Genomic DNA, 19,836 nt, shown 5'->3' on the forward strand with positions numbered 1-19,836 from the left:
TTTCGAATGCTTGTTATTCGATGTAAAGCACTTGTTATTCATTATTCACTTTTTAAATGAGCAGATAGGCATTTAAGAAAACACATTTATTTCTTCATTAAATCCTCGTTATGAAAACAAAAATGTACCTCGCACATTTGATGTGCTGTTGTGCCTTGCTATTGCTGATTCCGTTCAGCCAAGCACTGGCACAGAGTAAGATTTCCGGGAAAGTGACCGACGAAGCTTCGGGCAATCCTATTCCCGGCGCAACGATAGCCATTAAGGGAACCGCAAAAGGCACAGCTGCGGATCCATCGGGCAATTATTCCTTACAGGCTCCCAAAGGAAGCATCCTGGTTTTTTCTTTCGTAGGATATGCTACATTGGAAATCCAGGTGGGAGATGCCAGTGAGATCAATGCCGTAATGAAAGAAAAAGTGGGATCACTGGAAGAAGTAGTAGTAACGGGTTATGCCAGCCAACGTAAGAAAGACCTTACCGGTGCAGTGGCGGTGGTAAATATTCAACAGCTTACCACACAGCCTACTGCACAGATCAGTAACCAGCTGCAGGGCCGGGTATCGGGGGTAACGGTACTGGGCTCCGGACAGCCAGGACAAGAACCACAGGTACGTGTACGCGGTATTAACTCATTTGGTAATAATGATCCGCTATACGTAATTGATGGGGTGCCTACGCAGAACATTCTCACCGTAAACCCTAATGATGTGGAATCTATGCAGGTATTGAAAGATGCTGGTGCGGCTTCCATCTATGGTGCGCGTGCAGCCAATGGCGTGATCATCATTACCACCAAAAAAGGGAAGGGTAAGGTAAAGGTGAACTATGATGCGTATTATGGTACACAACGGGTGAAAGGCGGTAATGTATTTGATCTCCTGAACTCACAGGAAATGGCCGACCTGAAGTGGATGGCGCTGAAAAATACCAATCCCAATGTAGTGTATAAAGATGGGCTGTATGGTTCTGGTGCTACACCTGTACTGCCGGACTATATCGCGCCGGGTGGATTGAAAGAAGGCGATCCGCTGGTAAATCCTTCGCTGTATAAAGTGAATCCTAACTATACCAATGCCGCAGAACTGGATGGTTTTTACAGGATCACCAAAGCCAATAAACAGGGTACCGACTGGTTCCATGAAATATTTGGGGCTGCTCCTATCACCAGCCAGAATATTTCTGTGGGTGGTAGCACCGATCAGGCGAATTACTACATGTCATTCAACTATTTTAACCAGCAAGGTACCCTGATGAATACCTATATGAAAAGGTATACATTGCGTGTCAATACCCAGTTTAATGCAGGTGAACACATCCGCCTGGGGCAGAACCTGGAGTACTCTATTATAGATAACCCACGTATCGATCCGCTTACAGAAGGTAGTGCAATCGGGATGTCATTCCGTGAGCAACCTATTATTCCCGTGCGTGATATCATGGGCAATTTTGCAGGGTCATTCAGTACCAATGAGGCCCAATTGGGGAACGCCCGTAATCCCGTGGCTATCATGGACCGTACCCGCAACAACAGAGGGAATGGTAACCGCCTGTTAGGTAATGTATTTGCAGAAGTAGATTTTCTGAAACACTTTACAGTACGTACCAGCTTTGGTGGTGAAATATTTTCTGCCAGCACCCACTCATTTGCTTATCCGGAATATGAAAATTCAGAAAATAATAAAGTAAATGCCTATACGGAAACATCCGCCTATGGGTATAACTGGACATGGACCAACACCCTTACTTTTCAGCAGATCTTTAACAGCATCCATAACCTGAAAGTATTGGTAGGTACAGAGGCTTATGATAATAAAGGCCGTAATCTGCAGGGTACTACCCAGGGGTATTTTACTTTTGATCCCAACTTTACCACGCTGACTACCGGTACAGGAACACCTACTAACGGAAGTGCCAGGTATTCTGATGGACTGTTTTCCCTGATTGGCCGGGTGGACTATTCACTGATGGATAAATACCTGATAGGCGCGGTAATACGCCGGGATGGTTCTTCCAAGTTCGGTGCAAATAACCGGTACGGCTGGTTCCCGGCAGTAAGTGCTGGATGGCGCTTATCTGAAGAAGGTTTCCTGAAAGGATCCAACTGGATCACCGATTTGAAAATCCGTGGTGGTTATGGTATTATGGGTAGTCAGCTGAATGTGGGCGCTGCTAATCAGTTTACCGCTTTCGGCCCTAACAGGGGGTCTTCTTTCTACGACCTTCGCGGTACTTCCAATACACTGCTCACAGGATACACCCAAAGTTATATCGGCAACCCGGACGCAAAATGGGAAAACAATATCAATACGAATATAGGTCTGGATGCAACCCTGTTTAAAGGTAAACTGGAAATATCTGCGGATTACTACCGGAAAGATATCACGGACCTGATCTATAAACCTGAAGTAGTAGCTACCTTAGGCCGTGCTACTGCGCCGGATGTAAATATCGCGCAAATGAAAAACAGCGGGCTGGATCTGCTCGTGGTAGGTAATGTAAACCTGGGTAAAGATCTGACACTGATAGCTACCGGTACACTCACGACTTATAAAAATGAAATTGTAAAAGTATCTGATGATGCGCCTTATTTTGATCAGGAAGGACGCCGTTTTAATGGTAGTACACTGATCCGTAATGCCGTAGGACATTCCATTTCTTCTTTCTACGGATACCAGATTGTAGGCTTCTGGAACAGCCAGGCCGAAATAGATGCTGCTAATAAAGGCGCACAGACGGCTACCGGCGACCCTACTGCAGAATACCAGGCACAGGCAGGAGAAGGCCGTTTCCGTTATGCAGATACAGATGGCAACGGACAGATCACTGCCAACGACAGAACTTTCCTGGGTAGTGCCAATCCTAAATTTACTTATGGCCTGAACCTGGAACTGAAATACAAAAACTTTGATTTCAGTGCCTTCTTTTATGGTACACAGGGTAACAAGATCTGGAATAACGTGAAATGGTGGACAGATTTCTATTCCTCATTTGCAGGGGCAAAAAGCAAAACCGCCCTGTATAATTCCTGGACAAAAGATAACCATAACGCAGTTGCACCTATTCAGGAAAACGAAGGTAACTTCAGCAGCAACTCCGTACCTAATTCTTACTTCGTGGAAAATGGCTCCTATCTGCGTGCAAAAACGATGGTGCTGGGATATACCCTGCCCAAAGAAACCCTGTCAAGGATAGGTATTGAAAAATTCCGAGTGTACATACAGGCATCCAACTTGTTCACCATTACCAAATATTCCGGTCTTGATCCGGAAGTAACCAACTCTAGTGCTACCGGTTACAGCTCTACCGCTTTTGGGGTAGATGAAGGGGCCTATCCTAATGTACGCCAGTATCTGATAGGGGTGAATGTATCGTTCTGATGAACCGTTTCTTAATTTAAAAAAGCAGAAAATGAAAAAGTATAAATATATCATTACGCTTTCCATAGTAGCCGGGGGCTTACTATTGGACTCCTGTAGTAAAAGTTTTTTAGAGAGAGATCCCATCGGTATTTTAACGCCGGAGCTAATGGCTACACGCGATGGGGTAAATGGATTGCTGGTAGCTGCTTATGGGGCGCTGGATGGACAACAGCAGGATGTAGCTGCACTGGGTGGTGGTGGCCCATGGGAAGCTGCTCCTACTAACTGGATCTATGGTAGTGTTGCTGCAGGAGATGCCCACAAGGGTAGTGATGCGGTGGATCAGCCGCCAATCAGCCTGATCGCTACCGGTAAGCTGGATCCAAGCAATGGTTTCTTTAATACCAAATGGAAAGCACTGTACGATGGGGTAGCACGTACAAATGCTGTATTAAGTGTGCTGAAAAATGTGAAGGAACTGTCTGACGCAGAAAAGAAAGACATAGAAGGACAGGCACGTTTTCTGAGAGGGCATTATTATTTTGAACTGAAGAAAATGTTCGACAAAATACCCTGGATAGATGAAACTACCACCGACCCTAAAGCGGTCAATACAACAGATGTATGGCCCAATATAACAGCCGATTTTAAGTTTGCGATGGACAATCTGCCTCCTACACAAACCGAAGTGGGCCGGGCCAATAAATGGGCTGCTGCAGCCTACCTGGCTAAAGCCTACCTCTATCAGAAAAAGTTTGGGGAAGCTATTCCTATTTACACTGATGTGATCACCAGCGGGGTTACTTCCAATGGATTAAAATATGGCCTGACAGATCGTTTTGAAGATAATTTTGACCCGGTTACCAAAAACAATAAAGAATCTGTGTTTGCGATCCAGATGACAGCCAATAATGGTACCAACCAGATCTCCAGTTCTAATCAGGGTGAAATGCTGAACTTCCCCTATAACAGTCCTTTCGGGTGCTGCGGATTCTATCAGCCTACCCAGGAACTGGTGAACTCTTATCGTACAGATGCTGCCGGATTACCTATGATGGATGTGTATAATTTACCTGCTAATGCAGTAAAGAGTGATCTAGGTGTAAGCCCTGCTGCTGCCTTTACCCCAGATGCCGGTAATCTGGATCCCCGGTTGGACTGGACCGTAGGCCGCCGTGGTATTCCCTACCTGGACTGGGGTAACCATCCCGGTGCTGCATGGGTAAGGCTGCAGTCTTATGGCGGCCCTTATGCACCCAAGAAAAATGTATACTGGCAGTACAACCAGGATAAATACAAAGATGCCAACTCCTGGGCGCCGGGTTCTGCTATCAATGTGGTACTGATCCGCTTTTCCGATGTATTGTTGCAGGCTGCCGAAGCAGAAGCCAATAATGGTAGCCTGGCCAAAGCCGAAGGCTATGTGAAGCTGGTACGCGAAAGAGCCGGAAAACCACAAACAGCGGTATATACTTACGTAAATCCGTCTGCGCCAATGGGTGGATTTACCAACACACCTGCTGCAAAATATAATGTAGCGCCTTACCCTGCCGGTACGTTTGCTGCCAAAGGAAAAGACTTTGCATTAAAAGCCATTTACTTTGAACGTAAATTGGAACTGGCTATGGAAGGCCAACGCTATTTCGACCTGGTACGCTGGGGAATAGCAGATCAGGTAATCAATGCATTCTTTGCCTATGAATCCAAGCTCACCTCCGACCTCGGCGGGGCCAGCTTCAAAAAAGGCAGGAATGAATATTATCCTATTCCGCAACGCCAGATTGATTTGAGCCTGAAAGGCGGAACACCCACCCTGGAACAAAATCAGGGTTATTAAAATCCGTATATTTAAGTAAGAAGAGGTAGTGTTTGCACTACCTCTTTTTGCATCATAGCAGTGTTATCAACAATCACCATCAGCAAGCGGAGGTTATGTTTTCAGCTACTTTGTACTTAAACAGCTATATACGTCCTGTACTACTGGCGATGGTATGCAGTATTATTTTAGCAGGTGGTTGTCAGACCAATCCGCAAACGGAAGCGGCAAAACAAACGGCAAAAGGGAAACAACTTTCTGAAAAATATTGTGCCAGCTGCCATCTTTATCCCGACCCGACACTGCTGGATAAAACAACCTGGCTAAAGCATGTGCTGCCTGCTATGGCACCCAAGCTGGGAATACAGGTATGGGGGGAGGACCAGTACTATCCCTCCCAGAGTAAACGCCACCCCTCTATCATCTCCTATCCGGAATGGATGGACCTGGTGGCATTTTACAAGGCAATGGCACCGGAAGCATTACAGCCCGTAAAAGCCCCTGAAACACCCCGGGACGACTGGGCCGTTTTTGAAATAATAAAGCCCGCAGGACAAGACACCGGTACCATCGCTACTACCACCATGGTAGCAATAGACACTTTTCGTGGCCGGATCTTTTCCGGAGATGCAGGCAAACGGTTATTATACGAGTGGGATAAAAACGGTAAAACAAGCAACAGCTGGTCTTTTCCCTCCGCACCGGTAGACCTGCAGCTGACAGACAGTGGCAAAAATGCCTGGGTTACCTGCATCGGTTTTATGCAGGCAGTGGATGAACCTAAAGGATTATTACTAAACCTCCACCTGGAACAACCCAAAGCAACGCCAAAAGTACAGGCTGCTTTCCTGAAAAGGCCGGTACAGGCGCTGGAAGCAGATCTTAATAATGATGGACTCACTGATTGGGTCGTATGCAGTTTTGGGCATTATAAAGGGGGATTGTACTATATGCAGCAAACCCCTGATCATAAGTACGAACAGCATGTGATCAGGGAAGTACCTGGCGCTATTCATGCGGTAACGGGTGATTTTAACCATGATGGATGGATAGATGTAATGGCCCTCTTTGCTTATGATGATGAAGGGATCTGGCTTTTTCTGAATGACCATCAGGGAGGTTTTAAAGCAAGCAACCTTTTACGTTTTCCTCCCGTATATGGATCTACCAGCTTTCAACTTGTTGATTTTAACCAGGATGGGCAACCGGATATCCTTTATACCTGCGGAGATAATGCAGATTATTCCAAGATACTGAAACCTTATCACGGGGTATATGTATTTATCAATCAGGGTGATTTTAAGTATAAAGCAGCCTGGCACTATCCCGTAAATGGATGCACGAAGGCAATGGCCGCAGATTTTAATGGAGATGGGAAACTGGATATTGCTGCCATCGCTTTTTTTGCGGATCTGAAAGACCATCCCTCAGAAAAGTTCCTTTATTTCCAACAGGATAGTATGCTGCACTTTATACCGTATGCTATTCCCATACAAAAAGAAGGTCGGTGGATCTGTATGGATGTCAATGATTTTGACCACGATGGAGACCCGGATATTGTACTGGGTAACTACTCCCTGGGGTTTATAAATCAGGATAACTTGGAAAAAGACTGGAATTATGCGCAGCCCTTGCTGATACTGGAAAATAAACGGAATAAAGGGCGGTAAACCTATCCAGGGGGCGGGTGTAAAACCCCCGCTTTTATTTGAAGAAAATAGTTATTATGCTTATATTGCAAACGGAAGTAAAGTAAGCTCATTTCACCTGCCTGTAACAGGTGTTTTAAATAATCCTGGTTAAAACTTAATCAGGTTTTAGAATGGCGGAAGGAGAGGCAGTCAAATGCCTCTCTTTTATTTTACCCCCCTCCCATCAATTTTAATACTTCTTTAAGACATATTCGTTTAACTTTAGCCGCTATATAATTGTTTTTTATAATAAAATATGCGCAATGGGATATGCATATGATTACGGCAGCGTGAGCGCTTTACTATATGCCATCATTAAGGAAAACAGTACCAGCAAGGCCAACGATTGGATAACCCAGCGCCTGCAGGTAACACAGGAAACAGGAGCACTGCAACAGTTTAATCTGACTTTTACGGCTATTCCACGTTTTACAGGCAAAAATATCATTCGTGTTACGGAAGAAGAGCTGGCTATACTGGAAGCGGCGATACCAGGATTTACCGTTTACGGCTGGACGTTAGATGCGCTGACCAGGGCCTGGTGGTTATTGCAATTGCCTGTAACCAGCCAGCAGGCGTACGAACAGGCGATTGAAGGATTATTCAATGCGGCCGAAATGAATGAGCTGGTAGCATTGTATAATGCACTGCCATTACTGGCCTGGCCGGAAATGTGGCAACTCCGTACGGCGGAAGGGATCCGTTCCAACATCGGGATAGTATTGAGTGCCATCATGCTGCATAACCCTTACCCGGCCAAATACCTGGAAGAACCTGCATGGAATCAGCTGATTATGAAAGCATTCTTTACAGACAAGCCGGTACAGTTTATCATCGGATTAGATGCCCGCGCCAACGTTACGCTGGCGAATATACTTTTTGACTTCGCACACGAACGCCAGGCCGCCGGACGACCGGTAAATCCAATGCAGTGGCGCCTGATAGCTCCCTTTATCAATGCAGATAATTTTCCGGATATAGAACGTTTGTGGCATTCGGAAAATAATATTGAAAAAGAAGCGGCCGCCCTGGTATGTGCTAAAAGCAATTATCCGCCTGCCCAGGCATTATTGCAGCAGGCTACCGTATTACGCGACGAAATTGCCGCCGGAAAGCTCAGCTGGGATACCATCGCCGGTAGAATGGCGGCGGCTGTGCCGGTTAGCTAAATAACCCGCTACCCGCGCCGTTATTCATTTTATAACTATAGTATTACTATTAAAATTGTTGATCTTATGTGTTGCAGCCATCAGTTAAAAGAAAAAGATTTATTACCTATATCATATAGCCCCAACTACCTGGAAAAAATAAAAGGCATGCGTTTTTTTGACCCGCATGTACATATGACTTCCCGTACTACAGATGATTATCAGGCCATGGCGGATGCCGGTGTGGTAGCAATTATAGAGCCTGCTTTCTGGCTCGGACAGCCACGTACCGGTGTGGATACCTTCCGGGATTATTTTAACAGCCTGATAGGATGGGAACGGTTCCGCTCTTCCCAGTTTGGAATCAAACATTATTGCACCATCGGCCTCAACTCCAAAGAGGCAAATAATGAAAAGCTGGCGGAAGCAGTGATGGAAATCCTGCCCCTGTTCCTGTATAAAGAAGGAGTAGTAGGGGTGGGCGAAATAGGCTTTGATGATCAGACACCGGCAGAAGAAAAGTATTATCGTGCACAACTGGAACTGGCCAAGGAAGCCAATTTACCGGTACAGGTACATACCCCTCACCGGGATAAGAAAAAAGGTACACAACGCAGTATGGATATTGCACTGGAACATGGACTGGAACCAGGCATGGTGATCATTGACCATAATAATGAAGAAACCGTAAAAGAAGTGCTGGACCGCGGATTCTGGGCGGCATTTACCATCTATCCTTTTACCAAAATGGGGAATGAAAGGATGGTAGAAGTGGTAAAACAATATGGTAGTGAGCGTATTATGATCAACTCAGCTGCCGACTGGGGGATCAGCGATCCGCTGGCAGTACCCAAAACAGCAGCCCTCATGCACGAAAGTGGTATTGACTTGAATAGTATTCATTTGGTAACTTACGCCAATGCAATAAAAGCTTTTGCACAAAGTGGTCAGATCAATGAAGCTGATTTTGAAGCAACACAAACAGTGGACCAAAGTTTAAAATACAATGGCAGCACCGTTTTGCGTGGAGGACAGCAGCCACGCACAGATAAAAACAATACCATCATCCGTTAAAGTCCGTAGCCTGTAAGCTGCAGGCAGTAAGGGTTAAACCCTGTGAAAACCAAATTATACGGTGAGTTACATAACCAGTAAACTGATAGGATATTTACGCCTGATGAGGCCTGCCAATATTATTACTGCTATTGCAGATATATTGGCAGGAGTGGCTATTTCAGGCTTTTTGACGGAAGTATATATAGATAGTCTGGATATACTGCCGATCGCATGTTTATGCCTGGCTACCATGGGATTATATGGGGGAGGAGTGGTGTTTAATGACGTGATGGATGCAGACCTGGATAAAGAGGAACGGCCGGAAAGACCTATCCCCAGCGGTGTAATATCCAGAACACAGGCCATTGTGCTGGGAGGCTACCTGCTGGTAGTAGGCATCCTGGCGGCTTTTACAGTAGGCCGTATCTCCGGCTGGCTGGCGGTGGGTATTACGATCACTGCACTGGTATACGATAAATGGGGGAAACACCACGCCTTTTTAGGGCCGTTTAATATGGGCCTTTGCCGGGGATTAAACCTGCTCCTGGGGATCAGTATTGTTGTTCCTGCACTGATGGATTACTGGTGGATGGCTTTTATTCCCATTATCTATATTGCTGCGGTTACCAATATCAGCCGGGATGAAGTGCACGGTGGAAGTGTTAAACGACTGCGTATCACCGCTGTTTGTTATGCGGGAGTATATATTACCATGGGCGTACTGGCCTTTTTACAGCACCATATCTGGATCGCGCTGCCCTTTATCGTCCTGTTTGCTTTTATGATTAACCGCCCCCTGCTGAGGGCCATGAAAGACCCCAGTGGGCCTAATATCGGTAAAGCAGTAAAAGGTGGGATAATTGCCCTGATCGCCATGAATGCTGCCTGGGCTGCAGCTTTTGCCAGCCTGCCTTATGCATTGCTGGTATTACTTTTACTACCGATCTCCATACTGATCTCCAGAATGTTTGCCGTAACGTGAGCAGGCAATAGGCGCCTGCTTGTGGTATCATATTGCCTGGTATTAATCTGCCAGCCCTCTTTTAATTGCTTCTTTTACCAACCCGGCGGTATTTTTCACCGCCAGTTTCTGGGTAAGGTTCAGCCGGTGTGTTTCTACCGTGCGGAGGCTGATATAAAGCATATCCGCAATTTCCTGGTTGGAATGTTCTTCCGCAATCAGTTTCAGGATTTCCTTTTCCCGTCTGGTAAGCGGGATATCATATGCCGTACGTTTTTGTCCTGTGATCATTTCCGTCAGCATGTTGCGTTGCAGCGTGGCATCCAGGTATTGTTCGCCGGCATATACTTTTTCGATAGCGGTCAGCAGGGTGGCCTGGTCTGTATTTTTAAGGAGGTAGCCCATCGCTCCGTTGCGCAGCATTTGTTTGATGTAATGTGATTCCATGAAATTGGTAAGTGCGATGATGCGTATGGCAGGGTAGGATTTTCTTACCTGCTTGCACAGTTCCATACCATCCATATCCGGCATCTGGATATCCAGCAGGAGCACATCGGGTTGTACCTGGGATAATGCCTGCAAAAGATTGCCTGCACAAGTAGTATCATACACTACTGAAATGTGGGGGTAAGGCGCCAGCATGGTTTTTAAACCATTAATCACCATCAGGTGATCATCTGTTATTGCCAGTTTAATTTGCATATAGGTAATAATTAAAAATGATCAGTATCTGCAATGAAAAAATAAATGATTAAACAGCTGCCAGCTGTGTTTCCTGTTTCAGCACACTTACATCAAACTCAATATACGCAGTAGTGCCCTGCCCGGATGCGGCGTCAATTTCTATATTGCCATTAAGTGCTTTGATCCTGGATTGAAGGCTTTTAAGTCCCATGCCGTTTTGCTGCATTGCCTGTTGATTAAATCCTATCCCGTTATCTTCTACGGTAATGGCCAGTAAATGGTTATGCTGGCTTAGCTGCACCAATGCTTCTGTAGCGTGGGCGTGTTTCACAATATTGTTGACCAGCTCCTGTATAATACGATAAACGGACAGTTCAAAATTTGATTTATAGCGGTGGAGTGTCCCGGAAGTATGAAAGGTAATTTGTAATTCGCGGGAATGGCTGATGTTCCGGCAATACAGCTGCAGCGCTTCTTTTAATCCCAGCCGGGACAGCATTTCCGGCATCAGGTTGTGCGCTGTTTTACGCACATCCCCGATGGCGTCGTCCAGGAGTGCCAGCGCATGTGTAAAGGGCTGGCTTTCCTGCAGGGAGGGATGATCATGTTTGAGCGCACTGAAATGCATTTTTACCGCCGATAGCAGGCCGCCTACTCCATCATGCAGGTCTTTGGACAACCGGGTTCTTTCTTTCTCTTCTCCATGCATGATAGCTTCCAGCAGGTGTACGGTCTTTTCTTTTTCAAGTACCTGCAGTTTTTGTTCGTGCAGCCGCTGCCGGTGCTGGAACTTCATCCAGATGATAAATACGGTGATCACCAGGAGGGTAATACCAAGTAAGAAGGCAATGAGCCAGCTGTTCTTTTGCTGTAGCAGCAGGTCTTTTTGAGTGAGCAGCAGTTTCTTTTCCGTGAGTTCTTTGTCTTTCTTTTCGGTCTGGAACTGTATTTCCAGTTGCTGTACATGTTTACGGGTATTATCGCTCAGCAGGGAATCGTTCAGTGCCTCATATTTTTTGCGGTATTGCAGTGCCATAGCAGGTTGCAAAAGTGCTTCCTTGATATTGGCGGCATTCAGATAAGACTGGCGTTGCTCATCTTTTGCCTGCAGGCTTTCACTCACCTGAATAGCCTTGGTAATATATTCATCTGCCAGCTGATATTGTTTGTTTTTATACAATCCTTCCGCAAAGCCCATATAAATATATTGCAGGTATTCCGGATAGTGATAGGCGCTGGCGATAGCCAGGGCTTGCGAAAAAGCCTGCATGGCTTTATCATTTTTTTGTTGCTCAAAATAAAGGCTGCCGGAGTTAATGGTACCATCCAGCACATAGGAGCTGTCGCCCAGCTGCCTGCCCAGTGTTATCACTTGTTGGTAATAGTCAATGGCATCATCATACCGGCCCGTTTTACTTAAAGCGGCGGCCAGGTTTACCAGGGTAGAGGCCATACCGGAGACCTCCTGACGCTGTGTGGCCAGTTTGTATCCCTTCGTGGCATATTTAATAACTTTGGGATAATCTTCCAGGGAAATAAATACCGCCGCGAGGTTATTGTACATCTTCACCTCATACTTTTTTATCCCGCTTTTTTCCGCCAGGGTCAGCCCTGTGAGGTAGGCAGTGGCCGCAGCGCTATAATTGCCCAGATACTGGTGCTCGTTGCCGATATTATTGTAAATACAAACAATACTGGAAGTGTCTTTGAGCTGCCGGAAAATGATATCTGCCTGTTCCAGCATAGCCAGTGCCTCGGCATACTGCCCTCTTCTGTTGAGGATATCAATGAAGTAAATGGTAAAAAGAGCTACTCCCCTGTGATAACGTAGCTTTTTAGAGAGCGTCAGGGCTTCATTGTACAGCTTTGCGGCAGCATCAGGATTTTCATGGAAAAGGGTTTCTCCATAAAGCAGCATAGCTTCCACGGTACCGGTATCTGCCGGGGTTTGTTGTATTACCCGGTACAGACTGTCCTTATCAGCAGCCGTTTTACCTGCTGCCAGAAAGCAACAGCCCACGAGGAGGCATAACGTAGTTAAAATCCCTTTATACATATCATCAATCATTGCACCAGGCAGGTGTGAAGCTGCCATGTTTTTAAATATTTCATAGCGTCCTGCCAGGGTTGAACCAGCAGTACATGTGATCAGTTCCGTGTTGTTGTGTAGTTGCAACCAACAGCAGGAAATTTCCTCCATAGCGGGCATGCTACCTGCTATGTAACTGTCAGTGGCATACCGCCAACAACGTATTTAGTGCCCACGATTTAGCTCAGGAAGTGCAACAAAAGGGTGTATTAAACAACTTTTTCGTTACAGGGTTAACAAAAAATCTGGTGGTTGCATCATCAGACCCAGGAGACAAACAATGCTTGCCAAACATGATCCCTGCATATGCCGGATAAATCTCCCGATAAGCGGGGCCTGCTGTATGGGCAGGATGCATTCTATGGCAAAGGTCTGCATTTCTGTTAAAAAACGCAATAATCCGCAGGAAGAATTAATGGGCTCAAAAGCGGCTTTTTAACGGGTTGTTGAAGGGAGATGCCCTGCTGTATTGGGTTTTAAAGTGAAAGCTCCCGCTTACGTATAAGTACGTAATTTGATAAATGGTGAAATCTACCGTAAAACTGGTCGAAAAAGCAGCATTAATTTGCACTATAATCTTCCTAAACAAAGATATTCAGCGCACTGCTTTGAATATTGTTTGTTTAGCCCCAAAAAATCATTGTATTAGCAAAATTAATACATGTTGGAGAAAATTAAATTGTATGTCCAGGTAAAATAGCGGGTTAATAACCCGCTACTATCCCTGAACGTCTCCACAGGCACCTGCCTGCCCTGATATGACTTAAGAACTGCATATAGATAGAAGGCCAAACATGAAGGTCAAACAGAAGGCTTGCATCTGCAAGCCTTATTTTTATCCCTGCCGGTGGTAATATCTTTACCTTGATTATTTGTAATTTTTGTACTTTTAAAGGCTATATTTTTAATTTATTTTAAGAAGAAAGGCGTTAGCTGGATAAAGTCATGGAGTATATCGAACAATCATTTGAGGTAAAGTTTGCGTATAAGGTCTTTTTTACAAATCACATATTTGACCCGTCCAATCTTACGATTGCTGCTTTCCTGGATTCCAGGGCAGATAAGGATATTACCAAGAAATTACTGATCATACTGGATGGTGGTGTGCTGAAACATCACCCGCAGCTGGAACAACAGATTACTACCTATTTTCAGGCGGTAAAAGGTTTTCAGCTGATACCGGAAATCATTGTTATTGCCGGAGGGGAAGCCGTGAAAAATGACGAACCACTGTTTTACAAACTGGTGGATGCTATTGATCATCATGGTATTGACCGCCACTCCTTTGTAATCGGTATAGGCGGCGGCTCCGTGCTGGATCTGGTAGGATACGTAGCAGCAGTATCTCACCGGGGTATCAAACACATTCGTATACCCACTACCGTACTATCCCAGAATGATTCAGGGGTAGGTGTGAAAAATGGTATCAACTATAAAGGCAAAAAGAATTTCCTCGGCACATTTGCCCCACCGGTGGCAGTGTTTAATGATGCGGAATTGCTGACTACGCTGGACCCGCGGGATTGGCGTGCAGGCATATCCGAAGCAGTAAAGGTGGCACTGATCAAAGATGCTTCCTTTTTTAGCTGGCTGGAAACCAACGCGGCTGCATTGGTGGCAGGGAATATGCCCGTTATGCAGGAACTGATATACCGTTGTGCAGCCCTGCACATGGCACATATAGGCGGTGCCGGAGACCCCTTTGAAAGCGGCTCCTCCCGCCCGCTGGATTTTGGACACTGGAGCGCACATAAGCTGGAACAACTTACCCATTTCTCCCTGCGCCATGGCGAAGCTGTGAGCATCGGTATTGCGGTAGACAGCGTATACTCTTATCTGTTGGGCTGGATCGATGAAGCGGCGATGACACGCATTGTTACATTATTAGTGCAATTGCAGCTGCCCATCTATCACCCCCTCCTGGAAATGCAGGATGGAAAAATTTCTCCTGTTATCGCCGGGCTGGAAGAATTCCGGGAGCACCTGGGCGGACGGTTAACCATCTCCCTGTTACGTGCCATCGGAAAAGGAGAGGAAGTGCACGAAATGGACCTGGATTTATTACAACAGGCAGTAGCAACCTGTGCGCAATGGAATACAACAGCTTCATAATAAAGGACATGTAAAAGAACGGACAACACCAATGTCAATGCTGGTCCCCGACCGGTACTGTCTTACATTTCCCGAAAATATATACTATGCAAACAGCTTATGGACATCTTACCTATTGCACCAATATCCACTCCGGTGAAAGCTGGGGGGATCATTTTGCAGAGCTAAAGAAACATATACCAGCCATCAAAGCACAGGTATCTCCTCACAAACCTTTTGGAATAGGGCTCCGGCTGGCTAACCTGGCCAGCCTGGAACTGAGTAAGGAAGAGGCCCTGCTGGAATTTAAGGCCTGGCTGAAAGCACAGGACTGTTATGTATTTACCATGAATGGATTTCCCTACGGCGGGTTTCATGGGGTCGTGGTAAAAGATCAGGTACATACTCCCGACTGGACTACCGCCGACAGGGTAGCTTATACCATACGCCTGTTCCGCCTCATGGCAGCCCTGCTGCCGGAAGGTATGGAAGGCGGCGTATCCACACCGCCACTGTCTTATAAATACTGGCATACGCGCTGCGAAGAAGAAAGAGGCTCCATCATGGAAGGGGCTACTTTTAATATGCTGCTGGTAGTGGAACAACTGATACGGATACACCGTAGTGGCGGTCCGTTACTGCACCTCGATGTAGAACCGGAGCCGGATGGCATGCTGGAAAATACCAAGGAATATATCGATTGGTATTTTCAATACCTCCTGGCGGCTGGCGTGCCTTTTATAATGGAAAAATTTGACGTAACGGAAACCGAAGCGGCTGCCCTGATCAAAACACACGTACAGCTGTGTTATGATGTATGCCACTTTGCACTGGTATATGAAACGCCGCAACGGGTGCTGGAGCGCCTGCAGCATTATGGGCTGAAAGTAGGCCGCCTGCAGATCAGCGCTGCCTTAAAAGCATTGATGCCGCCTGTAGGGCCGGCCCGTGAAAAAGTGATAGCCGCCTTCCGCACTTTTAATGAACCTATATACCTGCACCAGGTAATAGCCCGCAAGGAAAACGGCAGCTTTGAACATTATCCCGACTTACCGGAAGCATTGGCAGATGCTGATAACCCACAGGTGGCAGAATGGCGCTCCCATTTTCATGTGCCCGTATTTATAGCTGATTTTGGCGTACTTACCTCCACCAGGGAAGATATCGTACAGGCGCTGACCCGGCAAAAGAGCCAGCCCTTTACTGCTCACCTGGAAGTAGAAACGTATACCTGGGATGTATTACCCCCTGCTTTAAAGCAGGATATTGCACAATCTATATCCAGAGAACTGGGATGGATCCTGCAACAGTTGGAATTATCATAATAGGGTTATAGCTTTGAACCGGATTTGTAACGGCGACCATACATGAGAAAAACAGTAGTAATTGATGTGGTGGGGCTTTCCGCCTCTTTGATAGGCAAGCATACACCTTTTTTGCAGGCTTATGTGCAACAGCATCACCTGGAAACGGTAATGCCTATGTTACCCGGTGTAACTACTGCGGTACAGAGTACCTACCTCACCGGCGAATGGCCCAGCGAACATGGTATTGTAGGCAATGGCTGGTATGATCGTGAAGATTGTGAAATCAAATTCTGGAAACAATCCAACAAACTGGTGGATGCGCCCAAGATCTGGGACAAAGCCCGCCGCCTTAACCCGGAATTTACCTGCTCCCAGATGTGCTGGTGGTATAACATGTATGCAGATGTAGACTATTCGCTTACGCCCAGGCCCAACTACCTGTCGGATGGCCGTAAAATACCGGATTGTTATACGCATCCCGCTGATCTGCGCGATCACCTGCAGAAAGAACTGGGGCAGTTCCCGCTGTTTAATTACTGGGGACCTACTGCCAGCATCAAATCTTCGCAGTGGATCGCGGATGCGTCTATCGTAACGGATGGATTGTATCACCCCACCCTGACTTTTATCTACCTGCCTCACCTGGATTATTGCCTGCAGAAACGCGGACAACATGCAGATACCATCAGTAAAGAACTGAACGAAATAGATGGCGTTTGTAAACAACTGGTTACCTACTACGAAAAAGAAGGTTGCGAGGTAATCCTGTTGTCAGAATATGGCATCACTAACGTGAACCACCCTGTGCATATCAACCGCGTGCTGCGCGAAGCCGGACTGCTCGGTATCAGGGTGGAAAGAGGACTGGAACTGCTGGACCCTGGAGCTTCCCACGCATTTGCGGTGGCAGATCATCAGCTGGCACATATCTATATCAATGATCCTTCCTGCTACAAACAGGTGCGTACCCTGCTGGAAAAAGTACCAGGGGTGGAACTGCTGCTGGACAGGGAAGGCAAACGCGCCCATCATATGCATCATGCCCGCAGTGGCGACCTGATCGCGGTAGCAGATGCCAATAGCTGGTTTACCTACTACTACTGGCTGGATGATCAGAAAGCTCCCGACTTTGCACGTATCGTGGATATCCACCGTAAACCAGGGTACGATCCGGTAGAAATGTTTATGAACCCTGCTGATCCGCTGATCAAACTTAAAGCGGCCGCAAAACTACTCAAGAAGAAATTAGGATTCCGTTATCTCATGAACGTTATCCCGCTGGATGCTACGCTTATTAAAGGTTCTCACGGCAGGATAGAACAAAACCGCGATTTTCATCCTGTTCTTATTTCCAACAAACCTTCCGGGAAAGAACAATTGCTGGCAACAGACGTTTATACTAAGATATGGCAGACCCTGAACGGTGAATAACAGGTGCCTGCCGGTATAATATCCGCGTATGAAACGTTCCTTGCTGCTATTGGTCATTTTGTTGTGCTGCCACCTTGTGCCGGCACAGGATACCGCTTTCCTGACATCTTTTGATCAGCAACGTATACAGACTACCCAAAAAGCGATGGTGGTGCTGGGAGGATGGGCGGTGGCCAATATTGCTACCGGACTGATCGCCATGGGGCAAACAACAGGAGAGGCCAGATACTTCCACCAGATGAACGCTATCTGGAATGTGGTCAATCTGGGTATTGCCACCATGGGCTACCTGGGCAATCGTAAACTGAATCCTGCTTCCTATAACTGGCCTGCCAGTATCAAAGAACAAAACAAAATAGAAAAGATCTACCTGGTAAATGGTGCGCTGGACTTGGCTTATATCCTGGGAGGGCTCTATGCACGCGAATATGGTAAAAATCAATCGCCTGGCAAGGAACAGGATCGCTGGAAAGGTTACGGCAGCTCCATTATCTTCCAGGGAGGCTTTTTACTCCTCTATGATGTGGTCAATATCTCCCTCCACCACAAACATGGTAAAGCGCTGTTTAACCGGTTTAACGGGTTACAGGTGTCGCTGGCTCCCGGCAACATGTCGTTGCAGTACACGTTTTAACTCCTGGAATAACACGGGCAAATCTCCACTGGCAGCGCCGCTTTGTTAAGCTGGGCATAAAAGCCGTACGGGATCCCGATTGGTTCGCATAACAATAAGTTATGAACCATAACTTATTGTTATGCATTTTAAGGATCATTTAACCCCCTTTTTTTGCTGGCGGAGGCGCATCTGTTTACTTTTGCTTTAGCAGCAATTCCTGTAAACCAATCCATTAATATTAAATTGAAGCGCTGCTACGGCATGGCCCTGTAATCATGACCGGTATTTATAAACCAACCATCGTTATTGTGTACGCCCGTACACAGTATACGTAATAGCCTGTAGGCCACTTTTAGTTATGGAATTATTACACCAAACCCAGTATCTGTCAGTATTGCTGATAGGCTTAGTTGTCGGTTATCTATCTGGTTTGTTAGGTAAGGGAGGCAGTGCAGTAAGCACACCTGCTTTACAGATCTTTGCCGGTGTAAACCCGTTTTTTGCCCTGGCTTCGCCATTACCTGCTGCTATCACCAGTACTATCTCCGCCAGCAGTGTATACCGGAAGGAAAAGCTGTTTGATAAAAGAGTGATCCTGCTGGGCGGCATATTTGGGGTGCCTGCTACGATTGCAGGGGCCTGGATCAGTCGCTTCCTGCCTGGCAAAGCCCTGATGATGATGACCGCTGTATTCATTGTAACCCTGGGATTTTCCCTCATGTATGCCTTTCTGAAAAAGAAAAATGACCTGGAAGAACTACCGGAACCTTCCGCGGAAGGAATAGACCGGAAAATTACGATTGCAGCACTGGGAATCGGGTTCCTGTCTGGTTTGCTGGCCAACGCAGGCGGGGTACTATTCAGTTCCTTTTTTATAAAAAGATTGGGGATGCCTATTAAAAAGGCGCTGGCTTGCTCTATTGTATTGTCTGCGATCTTATCTATACCGGGAGCGCTGGCCCATTGGTGGCTGGGGCATATCGACTGGAATATCGCACTCCTTCTGTCAATCACTGCTTTACCCTCTTCTTACCTGGGGGCTAAAACAGCGATAAAAATGAAATCTCCCTTGCTCGAAAAGCTGTTTGCAGGTACATTGATCCTGTTTGGACTATACGATATTATTTTTACCGCTTTGGGCCATTAAAACAAAACCTAAACCGCACTTATTTTTTTGCCGCCATATTTGCACCTTGCTGCGGTTCCGGTGGTAAGGTGCTTACAATCATTTCGTAAGATGCCTGTATCAACGCCTGCAACTCACTGAGCGGAAGGGTATCCAGATTACGCACCTGTACCCAGTGATACCGGGATAAAGATGGCGCAGGGACAATACCCGCCCGGCAAATCAGGGAATGGAACTGGTCCATTGTACATTTAAAGGCAATAGTGTGCGGGGCACGGCTGGACAACATACAAAACAGCTTATCCCCTACAGAAAAGCGGATTTCATGATCCCGTTTTTCCTCCGCTACAACAGCGGGAAATGAAAGGCAGTAATTAAGCGTAAGGTCAAACATATACCATCGCTTTAACAGGTGAAAAATAAAGTACCTTCAAAACGCAAGCAACCCTTTGGGAATG

General features: G+C 46.4%; 14 protein-coding genes. 11 read left to right on the forward strand and 3 right to left on the reverse strand.

The features are described 5' to 3' along the window. Positions 1–110: 110 nt before the first annotated feature. From ABR189_RS21455 to eboC, 6 genes are all read left to right on the forward strand, one after another. Positions 111–3,380 (forward strand): SusC/RagA family TonB-linked outer membrane protein, encoded by a 3,270-nt coding sequence (locus ABR189_RS21455; protein WP_354662531.1) that lies wholly within the window; start codon positions 111–113, stop codon positions 3,378–3,380. A 31-nt stretch (positions 3,381–3,411) separates the two neighbouring features. Beyond that, positions 3,412–5,199, forward strand: coding sequence for a RagB/SusD family nutrient uptake outer membrane protein (locus tag ABR189_RS21460; protein WP_354662532.1), 1,788 nt, complete (start codon positions 3,412–3,414; stop codon positions 5,197–5,199). A gap of 95 nt (positions 5,200–5,294) precedes the next feature. Then, the gene (locus ABR189_RS21465; protein WP_354662533.1) at positions 5,295–6,848 is read left to right on the forward strand and encodes an FG-GAP repeat domain-containing protein; all 1,554 of its coding nucleotides are present in this window, start codon (positions 5,295–5,297) and stop codon (positions 6,846–6,848) included. Between the two features lie 284 nt (positions 6,849–7,132). After that, positions 7,133–8,038 (forward strand): EboA domain-containing protein, encoded by a 906-nt coding sequence (locus ABR189_RS21470; protein WP_354662534.1) that lies wholly within the window; start codon positions 7,133–7,135, stop codon positions 8,036–8,038. 66 nt (positions 8,039–8,104) lie between these two features. Next, positions 8,105–9,091, forward strand: coding sequence for a TatD family hydrolase (locus ABR189_RS21475; protein WP_354662535.1), 987 nt, complete (start codon positions 8,105–8,107; stop codon positions 9,089–9,091). Positions 9,092–9,152: 61 nt separating this feature from the next. After that, a complete protein-coding gene (eboC, locus tag ABR189_RS21480) occupies positions 9,153–10,055 on the forward strand; it encodes a UbiA-like protein EboC (protein ID WP_354662536.1) in 903 nt (300 codons plus the stop codon). A gap of 42 nt (positions 10,056–10,097) precedes the next feature. Here eboC and ABR189_RS21485 read toward each other — a convergent pair whose 3' ends face one another. Together ABR189_RS21485 and ABR189_RS21490 are read right to left on the reverse strand one after the other, a co-directional pair. Next, positions 10,098–10,736 carry a response regulator gene (locus ABR189_RS21485; protein WP_354662537.1) on the reverse strand — a complete coding sequence of 213 codons (639 nt, stop codon included), beginning with the start codon at positions 10,734–10,736 and terminating at the stop codon, positions 10,098–10,100. A gap of 49 nt (positions 10,737–10,785) precedes the next feature. Continuing rightward, on the reverse strand, positions 10,786–12,813 hold the full coding sequence (locus ABR189_RS21490; RefSeq protein WP_354662538.1) for a tetratricopeptide repeat-containing sensor histidine kinase: 2,028 nt from the start codon (positions 12,811–12,813) through the stop codon (positions 10,786–10,788). Positions 12,814–13,752: 939 nt separating this feature from the next. On the opposite strand from ABR189_RS21490, the gene ABR189_RS21495 reads away from it, so the two are divergent. The 5 genes from ABR189_RS21495 (at position 13,753) to ABR189_RS21515 (ending at position 19,399) form a co-directional block, all read left to right on the forward strand. Then, positions 13,753–14,919 (forward strand): 3-dehydroquinate synthase, encoded by a 1,167-nt coding sequence (locus ABR189_RS21495; protein ID WP_354662539.1) that lies wholly within the window; start codon positions 13,753–13,755, stop codon positions 14,917–14,919. 86 nt (positions 14,920–15,005) lie between these two features. Beyond that, positions 15,006–16,223: a metabolite traffic protein EboE gene (gene eboE / locus ABR189_RS21500; protein WP_354662540.1), complete on the forward strand. Its 1,218-nt coding sequence runs from the start codon at positions 15,006–15,008 to the stop codon at positions 16,221–16,223. A gap of 42 nt (positions 16,224–16,265) precedes the next feature. Continuing rightward, positions 16,266–17,636, forward strand: coding sequence for an alkaline phosphatase family protein (locus ABR189_RS21505; RefSeq protein ID WP_354662541.1), 1,371 nt, complete (start codon positions 16,266–16,268; stop codon positions 17,634–17,636). A 28-nt stretch (positions 17,637–17,664) separates the two neighbouring features. Further along, positions 17,665–18,270: a DUF6992 family protein gene (locus tag ABR189_RS21510; RefSeq protein ID WP_354662542.1), complete on the forward strand. Its 606-nt coding sequence runs from the start codon at positions 17,665–17,667 to the stop codon at positions 18,268–18,270. Positions 18,271–18,610: 340 nt separating this feature from the next. Then, entirely contained in the window at positions 18,611–19,399 is a 789-nt protein-coding gene (locus ABR189_RS21515) for a sulfite exporter TauE/SafE family protein (RefSeq protein WP_354662543.1), read from the forward strand. 19 nt (positions 19,400–19,418) lie between these two features. On the opposite strand, the gene ABR189_RS21520 is transcribed toward ABR189_RS21515, so the two are convergent. Continuing rightward, on the reverse strand, positions 19,419–19,772 hold the full coding sequence (locus ABR189_RS21520) for an MmcQ/YjbR family DNA-binding protein (protein ID WP_354662544.1): 354 nt from the start codon (positions 19,770–19,772) through the stop codon (positions 19,419–19,421). Positions 19,773–19,836: the final 64 nt, after the last annotated feature.

This window comes from Chitinophaga sp. H8 (assembly GCF_040567655.1).
In the GTDB taxonomy this organism is placed as follows: Bacteria; Bacteroidota; Bacteroidia; order Chitinophagales; family Chitinophagaceae; genus Chitinophaga; species Chitinophaga defluvii.